Here is a 19,888-nt window from a genome sequence, read left to right on the forward strand (position 1 = left end):
TCTGAGTTGCCGGAGTTTCCTTGGTGGGTTGTTGTGCTTGGTGGGGGTGTTGTGGCTGCTGGTGTGTATTTGTGGTGGACCGGACGCCAACCAGTGGGGCCGGCGAAGCCAGCCAAACCAGGCACCGCCGACCGGGGCGGTGAAGCTACTTAAACTCGGTGATTAGCTCGATCCGCTCACGCAAATAGTCTTTAAGCTGCGGCGCGGTTGCTGCGGCGGCGCTCGGGTTCCAAAGCACCCGCACAGTGCCGTCAACAATCACCAGCCGCGACGGCTCCCCACTAGGCACCTGCAACGCTGGCTGCTGCGCTGGATCAAACAGCAGCGGCGCATCGTAGTTCACCTGGGTTCCCTGCGCGAAACCGCTTTTGAACGCGAAACCGGCAAGATCGCGGCGCAGCTCCTGGTCAACCGACTGGATGCCCAGCCGTTCACGTTTGGCAGCGCGGGTGGTTTTCGCGGTCGCCCACACCCTGCCGTCCGCGGCAATCAGCAGGCAGCCGACCCGCCAAACCGGGGCAATCTCGGTGAACTTTGGTGCGATCCGCACAAACAGGCGGCGGCGTTCCGGGGTGAGGGAGGCGAGCTGCTCCCGCGGGATATCAGCGCCGGTCAGCAGGCGCACGGCATCAGACACAGCGCTGGCGACAGCGTCAGACACAGCGCTGGCAACGGTATTAGACACCGCCTCTGAGGCACCTCCCGCGCCCGCTTCCGAGCTGACACTCTGACACATAAAAAATATATTAGTCGCAAAACCACAGCAGCAGGCTTTAGGCTTATTAGTATGAACGAAATGGTTGCAACCAGTCATTTGGAGACAGAACTCAAGTACGAGGTCAGAGCTGACATCAAACTTCCTGTCACGCTGAGCGGTGCAGACAGCGAGACAGAGATCGAGCGGGTGGGCGGATCCACCGAAACAGGCCTGAAACACCACAGCAGCAGCGTTTATGAGCTCGCGGCGCACTACTACGACACACCCCAGCGGGAACTCGCGAAGAACGGGATCGCGCTCAGACTGCGCAGCGGCGGCGCCGACGAGGGATGGCACCTGAAACGGCGGGTTGACGCGCGCACCCAGCACGAAACCACCTGGCCGTATGAGGAGGAGCTGCCGGCGGGCGTGAGCGCGACGGTTGACGAGATTATTAGCGAGGCATCCACGCGGTTGGAGATTATCGCCGCGATTAAAACCACGCGAACCGTGCATCGGATCAGCGACAGTACCGGGCGAATCGTCGCCGAAATCTGTGACGACCAGGTGAGCACCGTTGACAACAGCACCGGCATTAAACGCGTCTGGCGTGAGTGGGAGGCGGAGCTGGTTGAAACCGAAACCGGTGAGGTGTCGGAGCATCTGCTGAAAACCCTTGACGGGCTGCTGATTGAGGCGGGGGCAACGCCGTCGCTCGCCGACTCGAAGATTGCGCGCGCGGTTGGGGCGCTGCTGCCGGGGGCGTTAAAAAAATCGGCACCGCCCGCGACCATTGCGGCGCTGACGCTGCTGGAAACAGCCGATATTTTGCAGGCGGAGAGCCCGGGAGACCCGCGAATTGACCGGATCCGCACTATAATCGAACGGGTTCGAAATATGCGCGGCTAACCCGTTTTGGGTCGGGCGGCGATAACACAGCAAAGGAAAACATGGCGCTCTGGCAAAAGCACGGTAACGGCAAAACTATTGAGCCCGGGGCGATTGTGCTCCCCGAAGAGCGGCTCACCTGGGGTCGCACCATCGGGTTCGGCGCCCAGCACGTTGTGGCGATGTTCGGCGCAACCTTCCTCGTCCCGATCATCACCGGTTTTTCACCGACCGCGACACTGTTCTTCTCCGGCCTCGGGACGCTGCTGTTCCTGCTGATAACCGGCAACCGGCTCCCCAGCTACCTCGGTTCGTCGTTCGCGTTTATTGCGCCGATCGGTGTTGCAACCGCCGCGCACGGGGACCTCTCGGCGGCAAGCTTCGGCCTGTTCGCAACCGGTCTGCTGCTGTTCGCGGTCGGCCTGGTTGTGCACTTCTTTGGCGCGGGGTGGATCAACGCCCTCATGCCGCCAGTCGTTATGGGTGCAATTGTCGCGCTGATCGGTTTTAACCTCGCGCCAGCGGTAAAAACCAACTTCAGCCTGCAGCCGATTATCGGCCTCATCACAATCACCTCGATCCTCGTCATCACCGTTGTTTTCAAGGGTCTGATCGGGCGTTTAGCCATTGTGCTCGGCGTTATGGTGGGCTACATTGCGGCGCTTGTTGGCAACCTGCTGGTGCCGGCGGGGGAGGATCCGCTGGTTAACACGAAAGCGATTGAGGAGGCCGCCTGGTTCGGCCTGCCAGAGTTCCACCTGATGGGCAACCCCTTCGAGACACCCGCGCTGTGGGGGCTTCTGCCCGCCTTCCTACCGGTGGTTTTGGTGCTCATCGCCGAGAATGTTGGGCACGTTAAAAGCGTTGGTCTGATGCTCGGGCGGGATCTGGATCCGCTCACCGGCCGCGCCCTGTTTGCTGACGGCCTGAGCACCATGCTCGCCGGTTTCGGGGGTGGATCCGGCACCACAACATACGGCGAGAACATCGGCGTTATGGCTGCGACCCGGGTGTTTTCAACCGCCGCCTACTGGGTCGCCGGAATTGCCGCGCTGCTTTTGAGCTTCTCGCCAAAGATCGGGGCGGTGATTAACTCGATTCCGCCCGGAGTGCTCGGCGGCGTCACCGTGGCCCTCTATGGTCTTATCGGTTTGATCGGTGTGAAAATCTGGATCGACAACCGGGTTGATTTTAATAAACCGATTAACCAGTTTTCGGCAGCGGTTGCGCTGATCGTCGGTATCGCCGATTTCCTGATTGTGTCAGGCGACCTGCACTTCAACGGCATCGCGCTCGGATCGGTTGCGGCGATCGCTGTTTACCATCTGATGCGGGTAATTCAGAAGCTGCGCGGTTCGTCTGAAGCCTGAAAAACCCCTGGCTAGTGTCTGAAACTCCGGCAATTATCATCGCAAATTCACCAAAGGTCGCGTAGTCTGACGGTGTGTGGAGTGTAGATTGGCGTAAGAACGCAAAAAAGAAAGCAGCCGAGGCGGCCGCTCGGGCAGAGCATGCCGACCAGGATCAGATTGCGACGCAGGCACACTCGGATGTGCGTGACCGGTTAGCGGACGGATACCAGCCGACCGAGCCGGTTAGTCGCGCTGACTCCGCGTCCCGTCACTCCGGCGGCGCAGCCGGTTACGACGACACCAGCGGTGACAACTCCACAGATGATTCAGCGGATCGCGCGGGTGCGCGTCCTGCGGGCTCCCCACACGGCTCAGCGGGCGCGGGTTCGGGCTCCGGCTCGGGCTCGGGCGGCTCCGGCTCCGGCGGTTCGGGCTCCGGCTTCGGCGGCGGATCGGGCTCGGGCTCTGGCGGCCGTCGGAACGGTGTTTCCGCGAGCGACGAGGTTGTCACCGACGACGTTGTTGCGGACGCTCAGGCGCAGGCGGCCGCACACGACGCGGCAAACGTCAAGGCGGCGCACGCAGCCTGGGCGAAAGAGCTGCGAAACATCGGCGGCCGCAACCCGCTGCTGCACTTTGATGACAGACTGCGCAACCGGGTGGACCTATCAACCACCCACCCCGGCGGCCTCGCCCAGTTTATTACCGGTCAAAAGATTCTGCTCTCGGCGCTGATCCGCGACGACCAGGCACTGCGGCACGCAAAAGTTGCCGCCGCCCGCGTCACCGACAAAGCAACCGAGCTGCGTAACGTGCGCGGGCTTGAAACCACCTACCTCGGCGTGGGCATCGCAACCTGGGAGTTTGAGGGCGACAGTTTCTGCGCGCCCGTGCTGCTCAGGCCGCTCGCGCTGCGCCGCTACGGCCGCGACTTCGAACTGAAACTAAAAAACGGCGGCTTCGTCAACCCCGACCTGGTGCGGGCACTGCGCGAACAGTTCGGCATAACCGTTGACGCCCGCGCGCTGCTGCAACTCTCACAGGCGGAGGGCGTCTTCAAACCTCAGCCGGTTATCGACCGTCTCCGCTACATGGCCGCTGGCGTCGCCGACTTCAGCGTGCAACCGCGACTGGTTGTTTCAACCTTCGCCGGTATCTCACACAGCATGCTCAGTGACCTGGTGGATCTCGACACCCCGCTGCTCAACGCGGTTGCAGGCAGCAGCGAGTCCCGCGCGCTGCTGCGCGAAAGCTACCACCCGGTTGACGGTGTGCCACTCAACAAGCGCACCCCCGAAACCGACCGGGTGCTCTACGACACCGACGCAGAGCAGGACGATGTTTTAACCCAGATCAACGCCGGCCACTCACTGACGGTGCGCACACTGCCGGGAACCGGTGGCACTCAGACCGTAGTGAACGCGATCGGGGAACTTGTGCGCTCCGGCAAGCGTGTGCTCGTTGTCTCGCCACGGCACGCCACAATCGAGGGGATCTCTTACCGACTCGCGCGGATCGGACTGCCCGGCCTCGCTGTCACCCCAAACGGCCTGCGTCGCAGCCTGGTTGAGGCGATCCGTCGCAACGAACAGAGCCATAATCGGCTTAGCAGCGAGATTGATCAGGCGCTGGTGCGACTGCGCAGTGTGCTGCTTGATTATCGGGAGGCGCTTGATAAAACCGATGATAGGTTAGGGATCTCGCCGATTCAGGCGCTGCGCGAGCTGGTGAAGCTGTCGTTGCTTGCGGATCCGCCCCAGACAACCGTGCGATTAAGCGAGAAAGCGCTGCTGTCACTCGCGATTGACCGCAGTGATATTGCGCAGCTGCTCACCGAGGTTGCTAGGCTCGGGCAGTTCCAGTACGGGCCGGACGATTCGCCCTGGTACGGGGTCACCTTCAACACAACCGAGGAGGCGCGGGTTGCTTACGCTCGGGCGGTTGATGTTGCTGAAACGAAACTGCAGCGGCTGATTACCAGCGCCGGAGAACTGATTGAGCAAACCTCACTCAGGCCGTTTGAAACGATTGCGGAACTGGGTGTCTATCTGCGACTGCTCGGCGGTATTCGTGAAACCCTCGACCGTTTCAACCCCGAGGTTTACGACCGGTCACTGACCGAGGTGATTGCGGCGCACGCGCCACGGTCGGCCAGTGACACCATGTCGTCAGCGAATCGTCGCCGCCTAAAGAAACTCGCGCGCGAGTATGTCCGCCCGGGCGTGCAGATTGACGACATGTATTCCCGGCTGATGCAGATTCAGCAGCAGCGTGTGCTGTGGCACAGATACTGCACTGTCGCCGGCACCCGACCCGAAATCCCGATCGGGCTGGAAGAGGTAACAACCCAGTTCAAGGCGCTGTTTGATGATATTGAGGCGCTCGATAAAACCCTCGACGTGACGGTTGATGAGCAGCCGATGCGTAATCTGCCGTTGCCGGAGTTGAACAGCCGAATCGCCGCGCTCGCCGAAGAGTCAGAGGTTTTGCAGAATATTCAGGAGCGCACCAGCATTATTGAGCGGCTGCGTGAGGCAGACCTGGAAGCACTGCTCGCGGACCTGTCGAACCGGCATGTTTCGGCGGATCAGGTCGGTCCGGAGCTTGAACAGGCGTGGTGGCAGACCGCGCTAGAGTCGCTGCTGCAACACAATAAGGCGCTGCTCGCCGCCAACATGCCTGTGATTGAGCGGCTCGAATCTGATTTTAGGCTCGTCGATGACGCACACGCTGGCGCCAACGGCACAGTGCTCGCAGCCCAGCTCGCTGACGCTTGGCGGGTTGCGATCCTCGACAGTCGCGCTGAGGCGCAGGCGCTGCGTGACCTGCTGCGGGCTGGCACGCCTAGCCCGGAGGCACTGTTCCAGGTTGCACCAAACCTGGTGAACACGCTCGCGCCGGTGTGGGCGATGAGCCCGTACGAGGTGCCGCTGATGCCTCGCCACCTAAAGTTTGACGCGGTGCTGTTGGTTGACGCCGCCGCGATCAGCACCGCCGAGGCAGCTCCGGCGCTCCGTCGCGCACGGCAGGTTGTTGCCTTCGGTGACCCGGTTATTCAGCATCCCGCGCCATTCGAGGTTGCGGTGCTGGATCCGCACGCCTCAGGCCCGGCGAAGCCGCGTGACAAGAAAGCGGAACCGGTTTCAGCGGTGCGCACGGTCGCAGACCTGCCCAAGCCGGTTAAGCAGGCGGATCCATCAAAGCTCAAGAGCGTTTATGCGGCCCTCACCGACGTGCTGCCGGAGCTACAGCTCACCCACAGCTACCGTGCTGGCGGCGCCGACCTCACCCACCTGGTTAACACTCGTTTCTACGACGGCAAGATTAAATCGCTGCCGTGGGCGGGCACCTTCCTTGGCAGGTCAAGCCTCAGCTACGAGTTTGTGCGTGCCGGGCAGGGGGTTGTGGATCACAGCACCGGCGCCGTAGAAAGCACCGACGCCGAGGTGGAGCGCGTTATCCGACTGGTTTTGGAGCACGCAACCGAGCGGCCAAACGAGTCACTGATGGTTATCACCGCGAGCCACAAACACGCGGTTCGTGTCTGGCAGTCAGTGCTTGCGGCGTTTGCGAAACGACAGGATCTGCGGAACTTCCTACTCGGTGAGCACGCGGAACCGTTTGTTGTTGTAACCCTCGAAGAAGCCACCGCTTTAAGCCGTGACCGGGTTATATTCTCCATCGGGTATGGACGCACTCCGCACGGTCGAGTGCTCTCAAACTTTGGTGCGCTGAGCGAGCCGGGTGGTGAGCGACTAATCGCGGTCGCCATGACCCGCGCGCGCCGGGCGATGACTATTGTCAGCTGCTTCAGGCCAGAACACCTCGACCAGACACGGATTGAGCACGGCGTTGCCGAGCTGTCCGCGGTGCTCGCCGCCGACAGTCCCGAGGTGCTGCCGGAGGTGCTGCCCGAGGAGCAGGAGGCGATGGTCGGTGAACTGGCTGAACGCCTGACCGCGCTCGGTCTGACAACCGCGCTCAACTACGGCGGCGCCATCCCGCTCGCCGCCTCTTATGGCGATCGCGCTGTTGCCGTGGATATTGACTTTAGCGGCGAAGATGACAGCCTGCGCCACACCCTGCGGCTGCGGCCGGCTGTGCTGCGCCGCCTCGGCTGGCACTACCAGCGGGTGCAGAGCTTCGACCTGTTCGCTGACCCGGGCGAGGTGGCTTTGCGGATCGCCCGCATTGTCGGCTACGAACCCAACAGCGTAGACGCGGCTGGCGTGGGTGACCCTGCTGATTCCGCCGACGCTGCTGCTAACGAGACTCGACATGTTGAGGTGGATCGCGCTGCTGCGGGTGCTGATGAGACCGTGCCGGTTGATGAGCGGGTGCGGAAACAGTATCGCGCTAAAGCGGCGGCTAAGGCGAAACAGGCTGGCTCGAACGCTGACACCCGAGCCAGTGCTGAGGCTGAGGATGCCGCAGCTGCCGGTGCTGATGCCGATTGTTGCTGATGCAGGGGACGGCACTGAGGAGACTCGTGACAAGTGATAGTGGCCGGCTGCAGCGGCTTGGTGCTCGGAGAGTGCGCCGCTGCAGTGAGGTTACTGAAACTGCTGAACCAGCGAGCAATATTTTCGACGAGACGGTGAAGGGTGTGGACGCTTCACACACCACCACACCTGACACCGTCTCTCGAACAGTTGGGGGAACAGCGAAGCAGCGTGCAAGACGCACGAGTAAACCTCGTCGGGAGCTAACCCCTGATGAGCAGCGGCTAATTCAGGATGTTCCGCCGCACTGGGGTAAAACCTAACTCGCTCAACGGCGCCGACAGGCTAGAGTTTCCCCTGCGCAGCGGGTAAACAGAAACCGCTTGGGTGACCAAACAGTCGGGCACCCAAGCGACTCTGTCGGGGGGAGTGTTAAGGAAGTTTGTTCGACTTAGTCCATTCCTCTTCTGTTGACTCTTTGAAGATGAATTTTTCCCCTGTCTCCTCGCTAACCAGCTCCGCCTTACCGTCAGGCAGTAGCATCATGGAATTTATATAGAGCGATGCCTCGCTAAAATCGTCGGGGCAGTTTGCAACATATATATCTGTTCTGCCCTGGGAATGCAGGTCAATTATGTCTCCTTTTCTGCTCCATAAGCCAGTGGTAGTACACGGCGAATAAGCATAATATTGTTCGCCACCTTCGTCTACTAAGCGCAAGAACAATTGCGGATAATCCTCAGAAACCCAGAACTCTGCTAGCTCTTTATCCTCAGATACTGCACCCGGGGTTGCTGAACAGCCAACGGCAATCCAACCGACCACAGTGAGCACGACAGCAACCTTGAGAAAACTACGATTTTGCCACTTGCTGAGCATGCCGAATGCCTCCTTATTGTATGTAAATTGTTGCTTGGAGAGCCCTAGAGATTCGGTTTACATCGACGAAAGAAGAGTACCAGCCAATTCCAGGGATCTTTCCCCTGCCGTAATGCATGCCGTGAGCATAGGCGTTATTATACTCATCGGAAGTTATCCATATCCCACCAGAATCCCCTCCGTCCGTGCTCCTAGACCAAGTTGCGGTCAAGCCGCGAACTGTTACCTTACCTACGTATGGTGATGTATAACTCCCCGCTGCATTCAATGATGCTACAGAGGTGACATGAGTTCCTGTTGTAGCACCACTAAAGCCAACAGCGTTGCCGACACTTAAGACCGAAGCTCCGCGTAATGGATAGATTGTGCTGCTATTTGGTGGGCCAACCAACACATAGGTTGACGGTTCAATGCCTGCAGGAGGTGTCAAGAGCATGGCATCGTCAGTAACACTGGTCGTATATCTCGTTCCAAGTAAGGTTCCGTTGTTGTAAAAATTGTTAATACCAGTTTGTGACCAACAATGGGCAGCAGTAGAGTTGTACAATCTGTTGTTACTCCACTTTCTCCAGCCAAAACCAAGCGTGCATTGAGGGGTGCCCGAACCGTCGTAGATTCGTGCACCAGGGCTAAAAGGGTTGGTGTCATGAGTTCTAGACTCTGTTACAAACACAGGTTCATCACTGACAGTAATCGAAATTTGAGCGTTGAATAATTCCGACAGTTTGTCGGACAGGGCTTTAACAGCAGCGCTGTCAGTATCGCTCTCAATGCCAATCCTGATAACACCGTCACCGAGGAAGTCTGGTGCTCCGCTGAGCGACTTAACGGGAACCGGGCTGTCGGACGATGATAGGTAGTCAAGTACCTTATCAAAGACCGCAGTATTGTGGGCGAGTGTGTACGTGGCTGGATTATAAACTACCTCAGCGCCGTTAGCGGCAAACAGTTCGTTTATTTCACCCATGTATCCGGCTACCCGGTCTTTGTCAGCAGTTTGTAGGTAACTCAGCTCATAAACCCCGGCTTCCTCGTTAGCGAACGTTCTCGCGTGAACGTCTGAGTAACGCTCGGTAATGTCAGCTAGCTTTTGATTAACTTGCAGGCCGAGAGCAGAAAGCGGTGTTGCTGTGGCCGCTAGCGGGTTGACGTGGTTTGGGTCAGCCTGTTGAGCCAAGAATTGCGCTTCTTTAGCTTTCTCGCCAAGTACGGGATCCATAACCTCATGCCCCGACAGAGTGGCTGCTGGAGTCCCTGCAATTTGAGACTCTACGTTAGTTGAGTCAAGTAAGTTAGTTTCATCGTGCGCGGTAGCGCTCTGTGCCGAAGTGGTGAAAACAGCTGCCAGCAGAGCAACTGCAGCAGCGGCGGGGAGGGTAAGTTGCTTCCTCATGATTCTCTCCTGTGAGATAGCTAACTTGTGCAATAGAGAGGGGTGATAGCAGTCTAGCTGCCCTTGCTGGTGCGTTGCTGCCTGTCTGCAGCGGTTAGTGTGCAACCAATGCTAAATAGCTAAGTTTAGAAATCTCTGAGAGTTTAATAGTAGACGGACTAGAGCAGATCCTCGATGCGACGCGGAGTGCGCTGTGACCTGCGCCACGGCTCGCGTTCGATCCGCTCAACGTGTTTAACCCGCTGGGTCTCCTCGGTGCGCTCAGCGGTTAAAACAGCAATCACAGCCGCTTTCTCGGTCGCACTCACCTGTTTTGTGACGAACACAAAATCGTCGCCGGAGACGGTGTCATCGGTTTCGATCAGTTGACGCCTGGCTTCGTCGCGCGCCAGCGCGCCAGGCGGTAGTTTGCTCGCCTGCGGATCCACCACCTGCTCAGTAGCTGGAGCCCCAGCAGTATCTTTAACCTCTGGGATAGCATCGTGCCCTGCGCTGCCGTTCTGAGTCTCAGCCATAACGAACCCCTCACACAACCAAAATCGGTATATTCCTAAAGCGGAATATTACCGTGTTTCTTAGCCGGACCGCTGACTCGCTTGCCGCGGAGACCACGCAGCGCCTTAATCACTGCGAGCCTGGTGCCAGCTGGCTCCAGCACATTGTCGATCTCACCACGCTCTGCAGCGAGGAACGGGCTGGTAACCTCGGCAGCGTATTTAGCGGCGAGCTCGGCACGTAGCGCATCAACGTCCTCTCCGCGCTCTGCGGCTGCGGCGAGCTCCTTACGATAGAGAATGTTGATAGCACCCTGACCACCCATAACCGCGATCTCGGCGGTTGGCCAGGCGATATTGAAGTCAGCGCCCATCTCCTTTGAACCCATCACAATGTAAGCGCCGCCGTATGCCTTGCGGGTAATGATGGTGACAAGCGGAACAGTTGCCTCCGCGTAAGCGTAAAGCAGTTTCGCGCCACGACGAATCACGCCGTTGTATTCTTGCTCTGTGCCGGGCAGATAACCGGGCACGTCAACAAGCGTTAGAATCGGGATATTAAACGAGTCACAGAACCGCACAAACCGTGCCGCCTTCTCGGAGGCATAAATGTTTAAGGTGCCGGCCATCTGGTTTGGCTGGTTTGCGATAATACCAACGCTGCGCCCCTCAACACGGCCGAAACCGATCAGAATGTTTGGCGCAAACAGCGGCTGCACCTCCAGGAACTCACCCGAATCGAGGATCGCCTCAATAATCACCTTCATATCGTAAGGCTGGTTCGGGCTGTCTGGGATAACCGAGTTGAGTTTATGATCCTCAGCGGTAATCTGCAGCGCCGTCTCGGTGTCGTAGATCGGTGCCTCCGCCAGGTTGTTGTCAGGCAGATAGCTGATTAACGCCCTCGCGTAGTCGAGTGCGTCATGCTCGTCACTCGCGAGGTAGTGAGAAACACCGCTCGTCTGGTTGTGGGTTAGGCCACCACCCAGCTCCTCAAACCCGACCTCCTCGCCGGTTACGGTTTTAATCACGTCAGGACCGGTAACGAACATGTGGCTTGACTTGTCGACCATAATCACAAAGTCGGTGAGCGCCGGAGAGTACACTGCGCCACCAGCTGAGGGGCCCATAACAATCGAGATTTGCGGAATAACGCCCGAACACATGGTGTTTCGCTTAAAGATTTGAGCGTATTTGCTGAGCGCCACAACACCCTCTTGGATACGCGCACCGCCGGAGTCGAGGATGCCGATAACCGGCACACCGGTTTTCAGTGCGAACTCCATAACCTTCACGATCTTCTCGCCGGCAACCTCGCCGAGTGAACCACCGAAGGTTGTGAAGTCCTGTGAAAAAACCGCCACCTGGCGGCCGTGAATCTCACCCGCACCGGTGATAACGGCATCGCCAAAAGGACGTGACTTCTCCATTCCGAAGCTGTGAGTCCGGTGCCTAACATACTTGTCGAACTCAACAAACGAGCCCGGATCCAAAAGCTCGGTAATGCGCTCCCGCGCAGTCAGCTTGCCGCGCGCGTGCTGTTTAGCGGCGGCGGCAGCGTCACGATCACCAACCGCCTCTTGATACTTACGGCGGTGGTCAGCAATTCTTGCAGCGGTTGTGTTTAGTTCAGTCACGCCCTAAATAATACCCTGGCAGACTTAAAACAAGGCGCATAAACTTAGTGTTGTGAAGTTAGTAGAGACATCAAAATTGTGCAGTGTGCTGTGGGAGACCGAAACCGAGTCAACGAACACGCGACTGCGGGAACTTGCAAACCAGTCATATCTCAGCGATTACACCCTGGTGGTGACGGCAAATCAAACCGCGGGACGCGGCCGGCTGACGCGCAGCTGGGTCACCCCGGCTGGGCAGGCACTTGCAACCTCGCTGCTGTTGCCGAAGTGGGAGAGCACCCAAATCGCTGCCTCCTGGGCGCCGTTGCTGGTTGGTGCGGCGCTGCAACACTCCCTCACAGCGCTGCTGCCGGTTTCGCTGAAGTGGCCAAACGATATCCTGGCTGTTGGCGGATCGGCCAACGGTAAAAAACTCTGCGGCATTCTCTGCGAAACGCTGCCAGACGGGCGGATCATCGCGGGTGCCGGTATCAACCTGTTTATCGGCGAGGCGGATCTGCCAACCCCGCAGGCAACCTCGCTCACAGCCAGCGGGGTTGCGGCAGCGGTGGCGGTGAGCGAGCAGGGGCAGACGGTGGCGGATCCACCAGGAACTGTGCTCGCCGATGCGATCCTCGCGAGCTATGTTGCTGAGCTGAAGCGGCTGTTCACGCTGGCGCGGACGGATCCTGCACGGCTGTACCAAACGGTGACCGAGCGCATGCAGACAATCGGGCAGAGTGTGCGGGCAGAATTGCCCGATGGCACAGCGGTAATTGGCACCGCAACCGGGATCGGGGACGCCGGTGAACTCACAATTAAGGGCGGTGACGGGCTTTTAACGAGTGTTGCCGCGGGCGATGTGTGGCACCTGCGGCCGGTGGCAGAAACTGCAATAGAATAGGGTTATGAGTTTCTTGTCGTCTGGCCCCGCCGGTGGATACCCGTATCCGCCGCAGCAAGAGACTCCTGAACAGATCGTCACCAGGTTTCGCGCGCACGGTCGCAAACTCGCGCTGCCCGTGATTGCGCTGCTGCTGCTTGCCGGGCTCGGCGGCTACTTCATCGGCTTTTTTGAACAGCTGTGGCTGAACATCCTGATCGCGGTTTTGGTTGCCGTGGCGCTAATCTTCGCGGTGATTATGCCGCTGCTCAGTTGGCTTGCGACCCGCACAACCATCACAACTAAGCGTGTCATCGTGCGGTCGGGGTTGATGACGCGCAGTCGCAGCGAGGTTGCGCTGACCAGACTCCGCACGATTAGCAGCCACCGCTCACTCGGGCAGCGACTGGTTGGCGCGGGCGATATTGAGCTGACGGTCGCGGGCGGCGAGCCGGCGCTCTACCTGCTGGACGTGCCAGCGGCGAAAGAGACGGCGGAGCTGCTGCAGTTCCTGCTGGAACGCTGCTACAGCGCAAACGGCTACGGAGCAGCGGGCTACGGCACCGGCGGTTACGGCCCAGCGGGCTACAGCGGCGACTACGGCAGCGGGCCCGCGAGACATACCGGTTTCTATACACAGCCTCCGCAGGCTCAGCAGGCGGATCCGCAGGGGCGGGGTGGTTTCACCGCTCGGCGCCGTATGTAGCGCTGCCCTGCCGTGTTAGCTGCGCCTCTGTCGCGTTAGCGGCGGCCCTGCGTCATCTCGCGCAGCGTCTCCACGAGCTTGTCGGCTAGGAACACAAGCTGTTCGATCTGCTCCTCATCGCGCTCGATCCACTTGTACTGTGGTGCGGCGGTGGGAACAAAGTCCTGATGCTGCTCCCAGACGAGGAGGGTGCGATCCGCCCCCAGCACATACTGCTGCCAGAAAATCTGCCGCATATAGTTGCGTGGGACGGTGCTCCACACCTTGTTGGTGGTTTTAATCTCGGCGAGCACAAGCGATCCGTCACTAGCCTCGGCGATGCCGTCGGGGGTTGCCAGGTGGAAGCGGTTCTCTGCCGCACAAAACAGTGCGTTGGAGGGGTTAATGCCGAAGTGGGTTTGCACCCAGTCAGCGATCAGCGGTTCACGCTGTCTGCCGTAGGCGGTGAAGGAGTTGCCGGTGAACTGCAGCGGGCTGAGTTTCTGTTTAGCAACCGAGGGGATTGACTTCAGGCTTGAAAGCTTCGCAACATCGGTTGCGGTGACACCGCCGGCGCGCGCCTGCAGCCACTGATCTCGATCAGAACCGTCGGAGATAACACGCTGCCACACAGAATTTGCCATAACTCAAACTATTTTGTCAGTTTCGTTTCCTGAAGGCACGAAATTACAGCGATTCGCGGAAATTCCTGAGAAAAAATGAAAATTTATGCGAAAATCTACCGCTTTGTAAGCCTATTCATAGCTAGTGTATTCATAATAATACTTATGGACAACGGACTGAGACAGGTAAACGGCGATAAACTGCGGGCACTGGTGGTCGATGATGAGGACTCGATCAGCACGCTCGTTTCCATGGCACTGCGCTATGACGGATGGGAAGTGGAGGTTGCTGAGCGCGGCTCAGAAGTTCTTGACCTTGTGCGAGACTTCAACCCCAACGTCATCGTGCTAGATATTATGCTCCCCGACTTTGATGGGATGCAGGTGCTTTCACGTCTTCGCTCAGAGGGCTTCTTGGTGCCAGTGCTCTTCCTAACCGCCCTCGATTCGGTTGATGACCGGGTGAAAGGCTTAACCGCTGGCGGTGACGACTACGTCACTAAACCGTTCAGCCTAGAGGAACTTGTTGCTAGGCTACGCAGTCTGGTGAGGCGCTCACAGGTCGTGGTTGAGGCAACGCCCGACCCTGTGCTGCGCGTTGGCGACCTTGTCCTAAACGAGGACAGCTACGAGGTGGAGCGCGACGGCGAACCAATCGAGCTGACCACAACCGAGTTTGAACTGCTGCGCTACATGATGCGTAATCCCCGCCGTGTGCTCTCAAAGGCGCAGATCCTGGACCGAGTCTGGAGCTACGACTTTAACGGCAAACCATCCGTTGTTGAGCTCTACATCTCGTATCTGCGACGCAAAATCGACGGCTCCGGCAAACCAAAGATGATTCACACGGTGCGCGGCGTGGGCTACATGCTGAAGTAGCGGGCCACACCCCAATAATCCAGCACCCCGGTTAATCGCCGGGGTGTTTTGGTTTGTTTACCGAGGTGTTTGAGCTTGTTGACCGAGGTGTTTTGGCTTGTTTAGGCGGGTGCGCGGATCCGTCCAAACGGCGCCGGAGCGAGACGGATCCACGCCCCTGAACACCCCGCAACAGCGGTTTTGGCGCGTCAGCATAGGGATTTTGTTATATTTGTGTGGTGAGCGCGTCCCATACCGAGTCAGACCAAAAGCTTGTGCTTGTGCTCAGTAACCGTAATTCCAAACAGCATCACCACAGCGACACAGTCGGCGCCATCACCGCCTCGGTCACCGCGCTCACCAGCCGTTACGCCTTCCAAGTCCTCACCGCCCCCAGCCGCACCGCGTTGATCGCCGACGCGGAACGGCTGCTTGAACGAGAGGGTGACAGAATCGCCGCCGTGATCGTCTGCGGCGGTGACGGGATGGTCAACATCGGCGCAAACCTCGCGATCAAAGCAGATTTACCCCTCGGTATTGTGCCGCTCGGCAGCGGCAACGATTTTGCGCGAGGGATGCGGATCCGCCGCGGCACGCGAGCAATAAACGGGATCGCCAGGGCGCTCGCCGCCACACCCGAGCCGGTAACAACCGCAGCGGATGCACTGCTGGTGCGCGTTGAAAACCATCAGTTTTACGCGGCAAACTCGGTTAATTTCGGGTTTGACTCGCAGATTAACGAGATCGCAAACGCCCGATTCGCCTGGCTTGGTGGAGCCCGCTACCTCGCCTCGCTGGTGCGTTTAATCCCGCGCTTCAAACCGACGAGGATGCGCGTCAGCTACGAAGGACCCGCCAGAAAAGCGAGCCTGGACGGTAGTTTTACGCTGGTTTCGCTGCTCAACACGGCCGCTGTTGGCGGCGGAATCAGGCTCGCGCCGGGCGCCGCCGCGGGCGATGGTGAACTGGATGCGGTGATTATTCGGGGGATCAGCAGGGCGCTTTTGAGCGCCGTGTTTCCGCTCGCGACCGTGGGGCTGCACCCGTGGCTGTCGCCGGTTAAACTGGTGCGGATCCGCGAGCTCACCGCCACGGGCCCGGCTGAGCTGCCGGTCTATGTTGACGGGGACCTGGTTGGTTTTGGCGGCTACACCGCCGAGGTTGCGCCCGGTGTCCTGCGGTTGTTGATTTAGTGGGTGTAACCCGCCCCCGGGGTATCACTTCCGCGGATCCACTCGCGGGGTTATATCGGCGGGCGCTTAGCCGGGGCGTTGCTGTCGGGATCCACCCCGCGAGAGCGTTTTGGCGTGATATTTGCGAAACGCGAGAATCCGTGGCAGAATAGAACCTGGCCAAAGACCGCCGGTAGTAAGTTTTAACTTTCGTAACGTGCTTTTAGCAGACCTGCGCAGGTACGAGTTTTACTCCGAAATGAGTTTCTAGCTCCGTGCGTGCGCGCCGGGGCTTTTTGTTTTGTTTGAGGGACTCTCTCTGAAGCGGGGCAGATAGCCGAGGGTGTGCGGCCCCCGATGGCAACCGCTATCGGGTCAGACAATCATAGGGAGAGCCATGGCGACGAAGGACGCTACGGTAGCCGACCTTCAAAAACAGTTTGAAGGTTCGACAGCCGTTCTGCTGACCGAGTACCGCGGTCTCACAGTGGGAGAGCTGCGCAAGCTGCGTAACTCTATCCGTGAGCACGCGACGTACGCCGTGGCGAAGAACACGCTTACCAAGATTGCTGCAAACAACGCAGGCATCACCGCCTTCGACGAGCACCTCGCAGGTCCTTCTGCGATCGCTTTCGTACACGGTGATCCGGTTGCTGTGGCAAAGGGTCTGCGTGACTTCGCTAAGGCAAACCCTCTGCTCGTGGTAAAGGCAGGCTTCTTCGACGGCAAGCCACTTACCGCAGCTGAGGTTCAGAAGCTCGCTGACCTTGAGAGCCGTGAGGTACTGCTTGCTAAGGCAGCTGGTGCTATGAAGGCTTCTCTGTTCAGCGCAGCACAGCTGTTCAACGCACTGCCAAGCGGGGTTGCCCGTGCCGCTGGTGCGCTGCGCGACAAGCAAGAGGCAGCAAACTAGTTTTGTTCGCGGTGCCGCACAGGTGCCGCAGCTTAACAGCTTCACAAAACAAAAAACTTTATCGGCCGCGAGCCCGCGACCGGTGTTAAAAACTCAAGGAGATTACAATGGCTAAGCTTTCAACTGAAGAGCTTATTGAGCAGTTCAAAGAGCTGACACTCATCGAACTCAGCGAGTTCGTTAAGGCATTCGAGGAGACCTTCGAGGTTTCAGCAGCTGCTCCAGTTGCTGTTGCTGCTGCAGCTCCAGCTGCTGGTGGCGACGCTGCTGCAGCTGAGGAGAAGACCGAGTTCGACGTTGTGCTTGAGAGCGCTGGCGACAAGAAGATCGGTGTTATCAAGGCTGTTCGCGAGATCATCCCAGGTCTCGGCCTGGGTGAGGCAAAGGCTCTCGTAGAGGAGGCTCCAAAGGCTGTTCTCGAGGGTGCTAAGAAAGAGGACGCTGAGGCTGCTAAGGCTAAGCTCGAGGAAGCAGGCGCAACCGTTAAGCTTGCTTAATTGTGTTGCAGCGCTGACGCTAACCAGTTAGCGTTGATGCTTAATAAATAGTCGCCAGGCCGGTGTATATTTCACCGGTCTGGCACTATTTTTGCCTAGATTACTGAAATAATGTGGCAATTCCCACAAAGATTCACTAGAATATAGTCTGCGGTTTATCAATTGTGCTACCTAAAACACAATCTCGCGGTATCAATCACAGCACACAACCCTAAGCGGGTTGGGCTAAAACAAGAAACAAGGGGGAGGCTTTATGCTTAAGGGCTTTAAAGACTTTATTATGCGGGGTAACGTAATCGAACTCGCTGTTGCGGTTGTCATCGGTGCTGCGTTCAACGCGGTTGTCGACAAGGTTGTTGCCTCAATCTTCAACCCACTGATCAGCGCACTCTTCAAGGCTGACTCGCTCGACAACGCACTCGTTGTGCAGATCGGTGAGGCGAAGCTGCTGTTCGGCGCAGTAATCGGTGCCGTAATCAACTTCCTGATCGTTGCAGCGGTTGTTTACTTCGTTTTCGTGCTGCCGATTAACAAGATGAAGGAGCGCGCAGACCGCAAGCGTGCGGCTGAGCCAGTTGAGCTCGCGCCAAGCCAGGAGGATCTGCTGACCGAGATCCGCGACCTGCTGAAGGCTCAGGCGAAATAACTCGACTGCCTGCGGATCACCGCAGCGGTCGTAACCGACAATGCTGGCTGTGCCGGCACACAAGGTTCGGGAGGACGGGACAATTAAACTCGGCCTCCCGAACCTTTTTCATTGGGCGGATCTTGGAGAAGCGGTAGGGTACGCCGCAAGCTTGCTTTCTGGGCAGCAGGTTATGTATTCTCTCAGTAACACTTATTTTCAAAGGAGAAACAATGAAAATGAGCTTTACCCTACTGGGCGCTACTGCGGCGGTTCTATCAAACAGGATGTCAAGAAATGTCAGACCTCAATAACATAAGCTCGCCGCTTGTTGCCCAGGACGAGTGGCAGGAACCCATCCCCGAGCTAACGGTTGCCGATGCGGCTGTGCCCGCCTACAACTTGAACTGGCGTTCCCTAACCGCGAGCGAAACCGTCGACCGGGGCACGGCTGCGCCCGAAACCGTTGTGACCGCCACCGCTGACTCGTTTAGCGCGCGGATCCAGGCCGATGCGCCGCCTCTCAGCATGCAGGCCACGGTCTTCCCCGGCGGTATCGCGGAACTAGACCCGGCTAGCTCGCCCACACCCGCCCACGTCTACGACTGTCTGAACGAGGGGCTGCTGCGGCAGACGGGCGAGGGTTTCGAGCTTGAGCTGGACAGCAGCGCTTGGGGTGGATCCGCCGTCGTCGCAATCTTCGCAGAATACTGGCGCAACCCCACCGTCGCCCCCGAGGAAGGGCCAACGAACCTGATCAGCTGGGTGTTCGAGTATCGGCAGGCTTAGATGAGCAGTAGGGGTAAAGCAGCAAAGCGGTTGGCGGCCGTGGTCGGCGCGTGTGCGATGCTGTGCGGGTGTGTTAGCAGCGGATCCGCAATGCGCCATGAGGGGATAAGCCACTGGTCGAGCTACGAGGTCACCGGGACACACGAGCTGACTTTCACCGTTGTCACTGGCTCGCCCAGGTGCTATGGCTTACGATCCGTGGTAGAAGAGGACGGCGATACTCTGTGGGTAGCACTGGTTGAGGGCGTTTTGCCTGAAGCAGGGGATGAATGCACTATGGAGGCGATGTACAACAAAATCAAGGTGACCACTGAATCCCCGGCGGCGGATCTGACCGTGATCCCTCTACCAGCGGACGAGGTTGAGCTGAATCGCTAGCCTTCTGAGTGTGGTAGATACGCCTCGAACGCTGGTCACGCACCCGCTAAACATCTCCGCCTGAGTTGTAGAATAGGTAACCTACACTTTTTAAGTTGGGTTTTATGCTTTCAACAGCTGAAGTTATCTCTGACATTTTTGAATCGGCGATGGCCGACGATAGCGGCTGCGTGAAAAGCAACAGGCTCGTGCACACCGCGGTAAGCAACGCGGAGGTGATTACCGAGCTCGCCGGCGATAAAGACGCTCTGAGCCTGGCATGGCGTTTCATCGTGCTGCAAACGATCGACACCTACCGGTTGGCAAAACAGCGGGGCGGGTCCGAGCTTGCTCAGCGGGTGTTTACTGAGGAACCGAAACCAACGGGATACCCCGCCATCGACACAGCTCTCGCGGCGCTGGCTGAGTGGTTCGCAAACCAGGACGGTTGGCAGGTGCCTGCTTGGGCGGCGGATCGGAAACGCACCGTGGTTGGGTGGTTCCCGCTTGTGCTGGAGTTCGAGCGTGCAAGGGCGTTAAACGATTCACCGCAGGAGTTCAAAAAGCGGGGGATTTTTGTTACCCCGGAGGGGTTAGCGAGAGCATGAACCCTAACCCTGCTCGGCTGACTATGCTTGCTGCAGGCAACTCTTAAATAGTGGCTTTGATCGCGGGTTTATCTATTTTACCCAACTTTAACAAAAACGCTAAAGTGTGAATACTTT

The 19,888-nt window shown here is 58.5% G+C and carries 20 protein-coding genes; 14 read left to right on the forward strand and 6 right to left on the reverse strand.

What is annotated here, in order from left to right; all coding sequences use genetic code 11:
- Nucleotides 1-145 precede the first annotated feature (145 nt).
- Entirely contained in the window at nt 146-736 is a 591-nt protein-coding gene (locus EII30_RS02215) for a hypothetical protein (protein WP_124885712.1), read from the reverse strand.
- Nucleotides 737-787: 51 nt separating this feature from the next.
- Between EII30_RS02215 and EII30_RS02220 the strand changes: the two genes are divergently transcribed.
- From EII30_RS02220 to EII30_RS02240, 4 genes are all read left to right on the forward strand, one after another.
- A complete protein-coding gene (locus EII30_RS02220) occupies nt 788-1,606 on the forward strand; it encodes a CYTH domain-containing protein (RefSeq protein ID WP_124885713.1) in 819 nt (272 codons plus the stop codon).
- A gap of 41 nt (nt 1,607-1,647) precedes the next feature.
- Nucleotides 1,648-2,955 carry a uracil-xanthine permease family protein gene (locus EII30_RS02225; RefSeq protein WP_124885714.1) on the forward strand — a complete coding sequence of 436 codons (1,308 nt, stop codon included), beginning with the start codon at nt 1,648-1,650 and terminating at the stop codon, nt 2,953-2,955.
- 74 nt (nt 2,956-3,029) lie between these two features.
- Nucleotides 3,030-7,400, forward strand: a complete 4,371-nt coding sequence (locus tag EII30_RS02235; RefSeq protein ID WP_199731546.1) for an AAA family ATPase — start codon at nt 3,030-3,032, stop codon at nt 7,398-7,400.
- 26 nt (nt 7,401-7,426) lie between these two features.
- The gene (locus tag EII30_RS02240) at nt 7,427-7,702 is read left to right on the forward strand and encodes a hypothetical protein (RefSeq protein WP_124885715.1); all 276 of its coding nucleotides are present in this window, start codon (nt 7,427-7,429) and stop codon (nt 7,700-7,702) included.
- 109 nt (nt 7,703-7,811) lie between these two features.
- Here EII30_RS02240 and EII30_RS02245 read toward each other — a convergent pair whose 3' ends face one another.
- The 4 genes from EII30_RS02245 to EII30_RS02260 all read right to left on the reverse strand — a co-directional run bounded on the left by EII30_RS02245 (nt 7,812) and on the right by EII30_RS02260 (nt 11,782).
- Entirely contained in the window at nt 7,812-8,258 is a 447-nt protein-coding gene (locus EII30_RS02245; RefSeq protein WP_124885716.1) for a hypothetical protein, read from the reverse strand.
- A 13-nt stretch (nt 8,259-8,271) separates the two neighbouring features.
- Complete coding sequence (locus EII30_RS02250; protein WP_124885717.1) at nt 8,272-9,651, reverse strand: hypothetical protein; 1,380 nt, start codon at nt 9,649-9,651, stop codon at nt 8,272-8,274.
- Between the two features lie 158 nt (nt 9,652-9,809).
- Complete coding sequence (locus tag EII30_RS02255; RefSeq protein ID WP_233569245.1) at nt 9,810-10,166, reverse strand: hypothetical protein; 357 nt, start codon at nt 10,164-10,166, stop codon at nt 9,810-9,812.
- Nucleotides 10,167-10,201: 35 nt separating this feature from the next.
- Complete coding sequence (locus tag EII30_RS02260; protein ID WP_124885718.1) at nt 10,202-11,782, reverse strand: acyl-CoA carboxylase subunit beta; 1,581 nt, start codon at nt 11,780-11,782, stop codon at nt 10,202-10,204.
- Nucleotides 11,783-11,834: 52 nt separating this feature from the next.
- Between EII30_RS02260 and EII30_RS02265 the strand changes: the two genes are divergently transcribed.
- Together EII30_RS02265 and EII30_RS02270 are read left to right on the forward strand one after the other, a co-directional pair.
- Nucleotides 11,835-12,665: a biotin--[acetyl-CoA-carboxylase] ligase gene (locus EII30_RS02265; protein ID WP_124885719.1), complete on the forward strand. Its 831-nt coding sequence runs from the start codon at nt 11,835-11,837 to the stop codon at nt 12,663-12,665.
- Between the two features lie 4 nt (nt 12,666-12,669).
- A complete protein-coding gene (locus EII30_RS02270) occupies nt 12,670-13,350 on the forward strand; it encodes a PH domain-containing protein (protein ID WP_124885720.1) in 681 nt (226 codons plus the stop codon).
- Nucleotides 13,351-13,385: 35 nt separating this feature from the next.
- On the opposite strand, the gene EII30_RS02275 is transcribed toward EII30_RS02270, so the two are convergent.
- The gene (locus EII30_RS02275; RefSeq protein ID WP_124885721.1) at nt 13,386-13,973 is read right to left on the reverse strand and encodes a YqaJ viral recombinase family protein; all 588 of its coding nucleotides are present in this window, start codon (nt 13,971-13,973) and stop codon (nt 13,386-13,388) included.
- Nucleotides 13,974-14,117: 144 nt separating this feature from the next.
- Here EII30_RS02275 and EII30_RS02280 point away from each other — a divergent pair, with 144 nt between their 5' ends.
- The 8 genes from EII30_RS02280 (at nt 14,118) to EII30_RS02315 (ending at nt 19,771) form a co-directional block, all read left to right on the forward strand.
- Nucleotides 14,118-14,831, forward strand: a complete 714-nt coding sequence (locus EII30_RS02280; RefSeq protein ID WP_124885722.1) for a response regulator transcription factor — start codon at nt 14,118-14,120, stop codon at nt 14,829-14,831.
- A gap of 218 nt (nt 14,832-15,049) precedes the next feature.
- Nucleotides 15,050-16,003, forward strand: a complete 954-nt coding sequence (locus EII30_RS02285; protein ID WP_158608636.1) for a diacylglycerol kinase family protein — start codon at nt 15,050-15,052, stop codon at nt 16,001-16,003.
- 376 nt (nt 16,004-16,379) lie between these two features.
- Nucleotides 16,380-16,895, forward strand: a complete 516-nt coding sequence (rplJ, locus tag EII30_RS02290; protein WP_124885724.1) for a 50S ribosomal protein L10 — start codon at nt 16,380-16,382, stop codon at nt 16,893-16,895.
- A 107-nt stretch (nt 16,896-17,002) separates the two neighbouring features.
- A complete protein-coding gene (gene rplL, locus EII30_RS02295) occupies nt 17,003-17,392 on the forward strand; it encodes a 50S ribosomal protein L7/L12 (protein WP_124885725.1) in 390 nt (129 codons plus the stop codon).
- Between the two features lie 253 nt (nt 17,393-17,645).
- Complete coding sequence (gene mscL, locus EII30_RS02300) at nt 17,646-18,038, forward strand: large conductance mechanosensitive channel protein MscL (protein WP_124885726.1); 393 nt, start codon at nt 17,646-17,648, stop codon at nt 18,036-18,038.
- A gap of 276 nt (nt 18,039-18,314) precedes the next feature.
- Nucleotides 18,315-18,806: a hypothetical protein gene (locus EII30_RS02305; protein ID WP_124885727.1), complete on the forward strand. Its 492-nt coding sequence runs from the start codon at nt 18,315-18,317 to the stop codon at nt 18,804-18,806.
- Nucleotides 18,807-19,184: a hypothetical protein gene (locus EII30_RS02310; protein ID WP_199731547.1), complete on the forward strand. Its 378-nt coding sequence runs from the start codon at nt 18,807-18,809 to the stop codon at nt 19,182-19,184.
- Between the two features lie 104 nt (nt 19,185-19,288).
- Complete coding sequence (locus EII30_RS02315; RefSeq protein WP_124885728.1) at nt 19,289-19,771, forward strand: hypothetical protein; 483 nt, start codon at nt 19,289-19,291, stop codon at nt 19,769-19,771.
- Nucleotides 19,772-19,888: the final 117 nt, after the last annotated feature.

The organism is Leucobacter sp. OH1287, from assembly GCF_003859945.1.
Taxonomy (GTDB): Bacteria; Actinomycetota; Actinomycetes; order Actinomycetales; family Microbacteriaceae; genus Canibacter.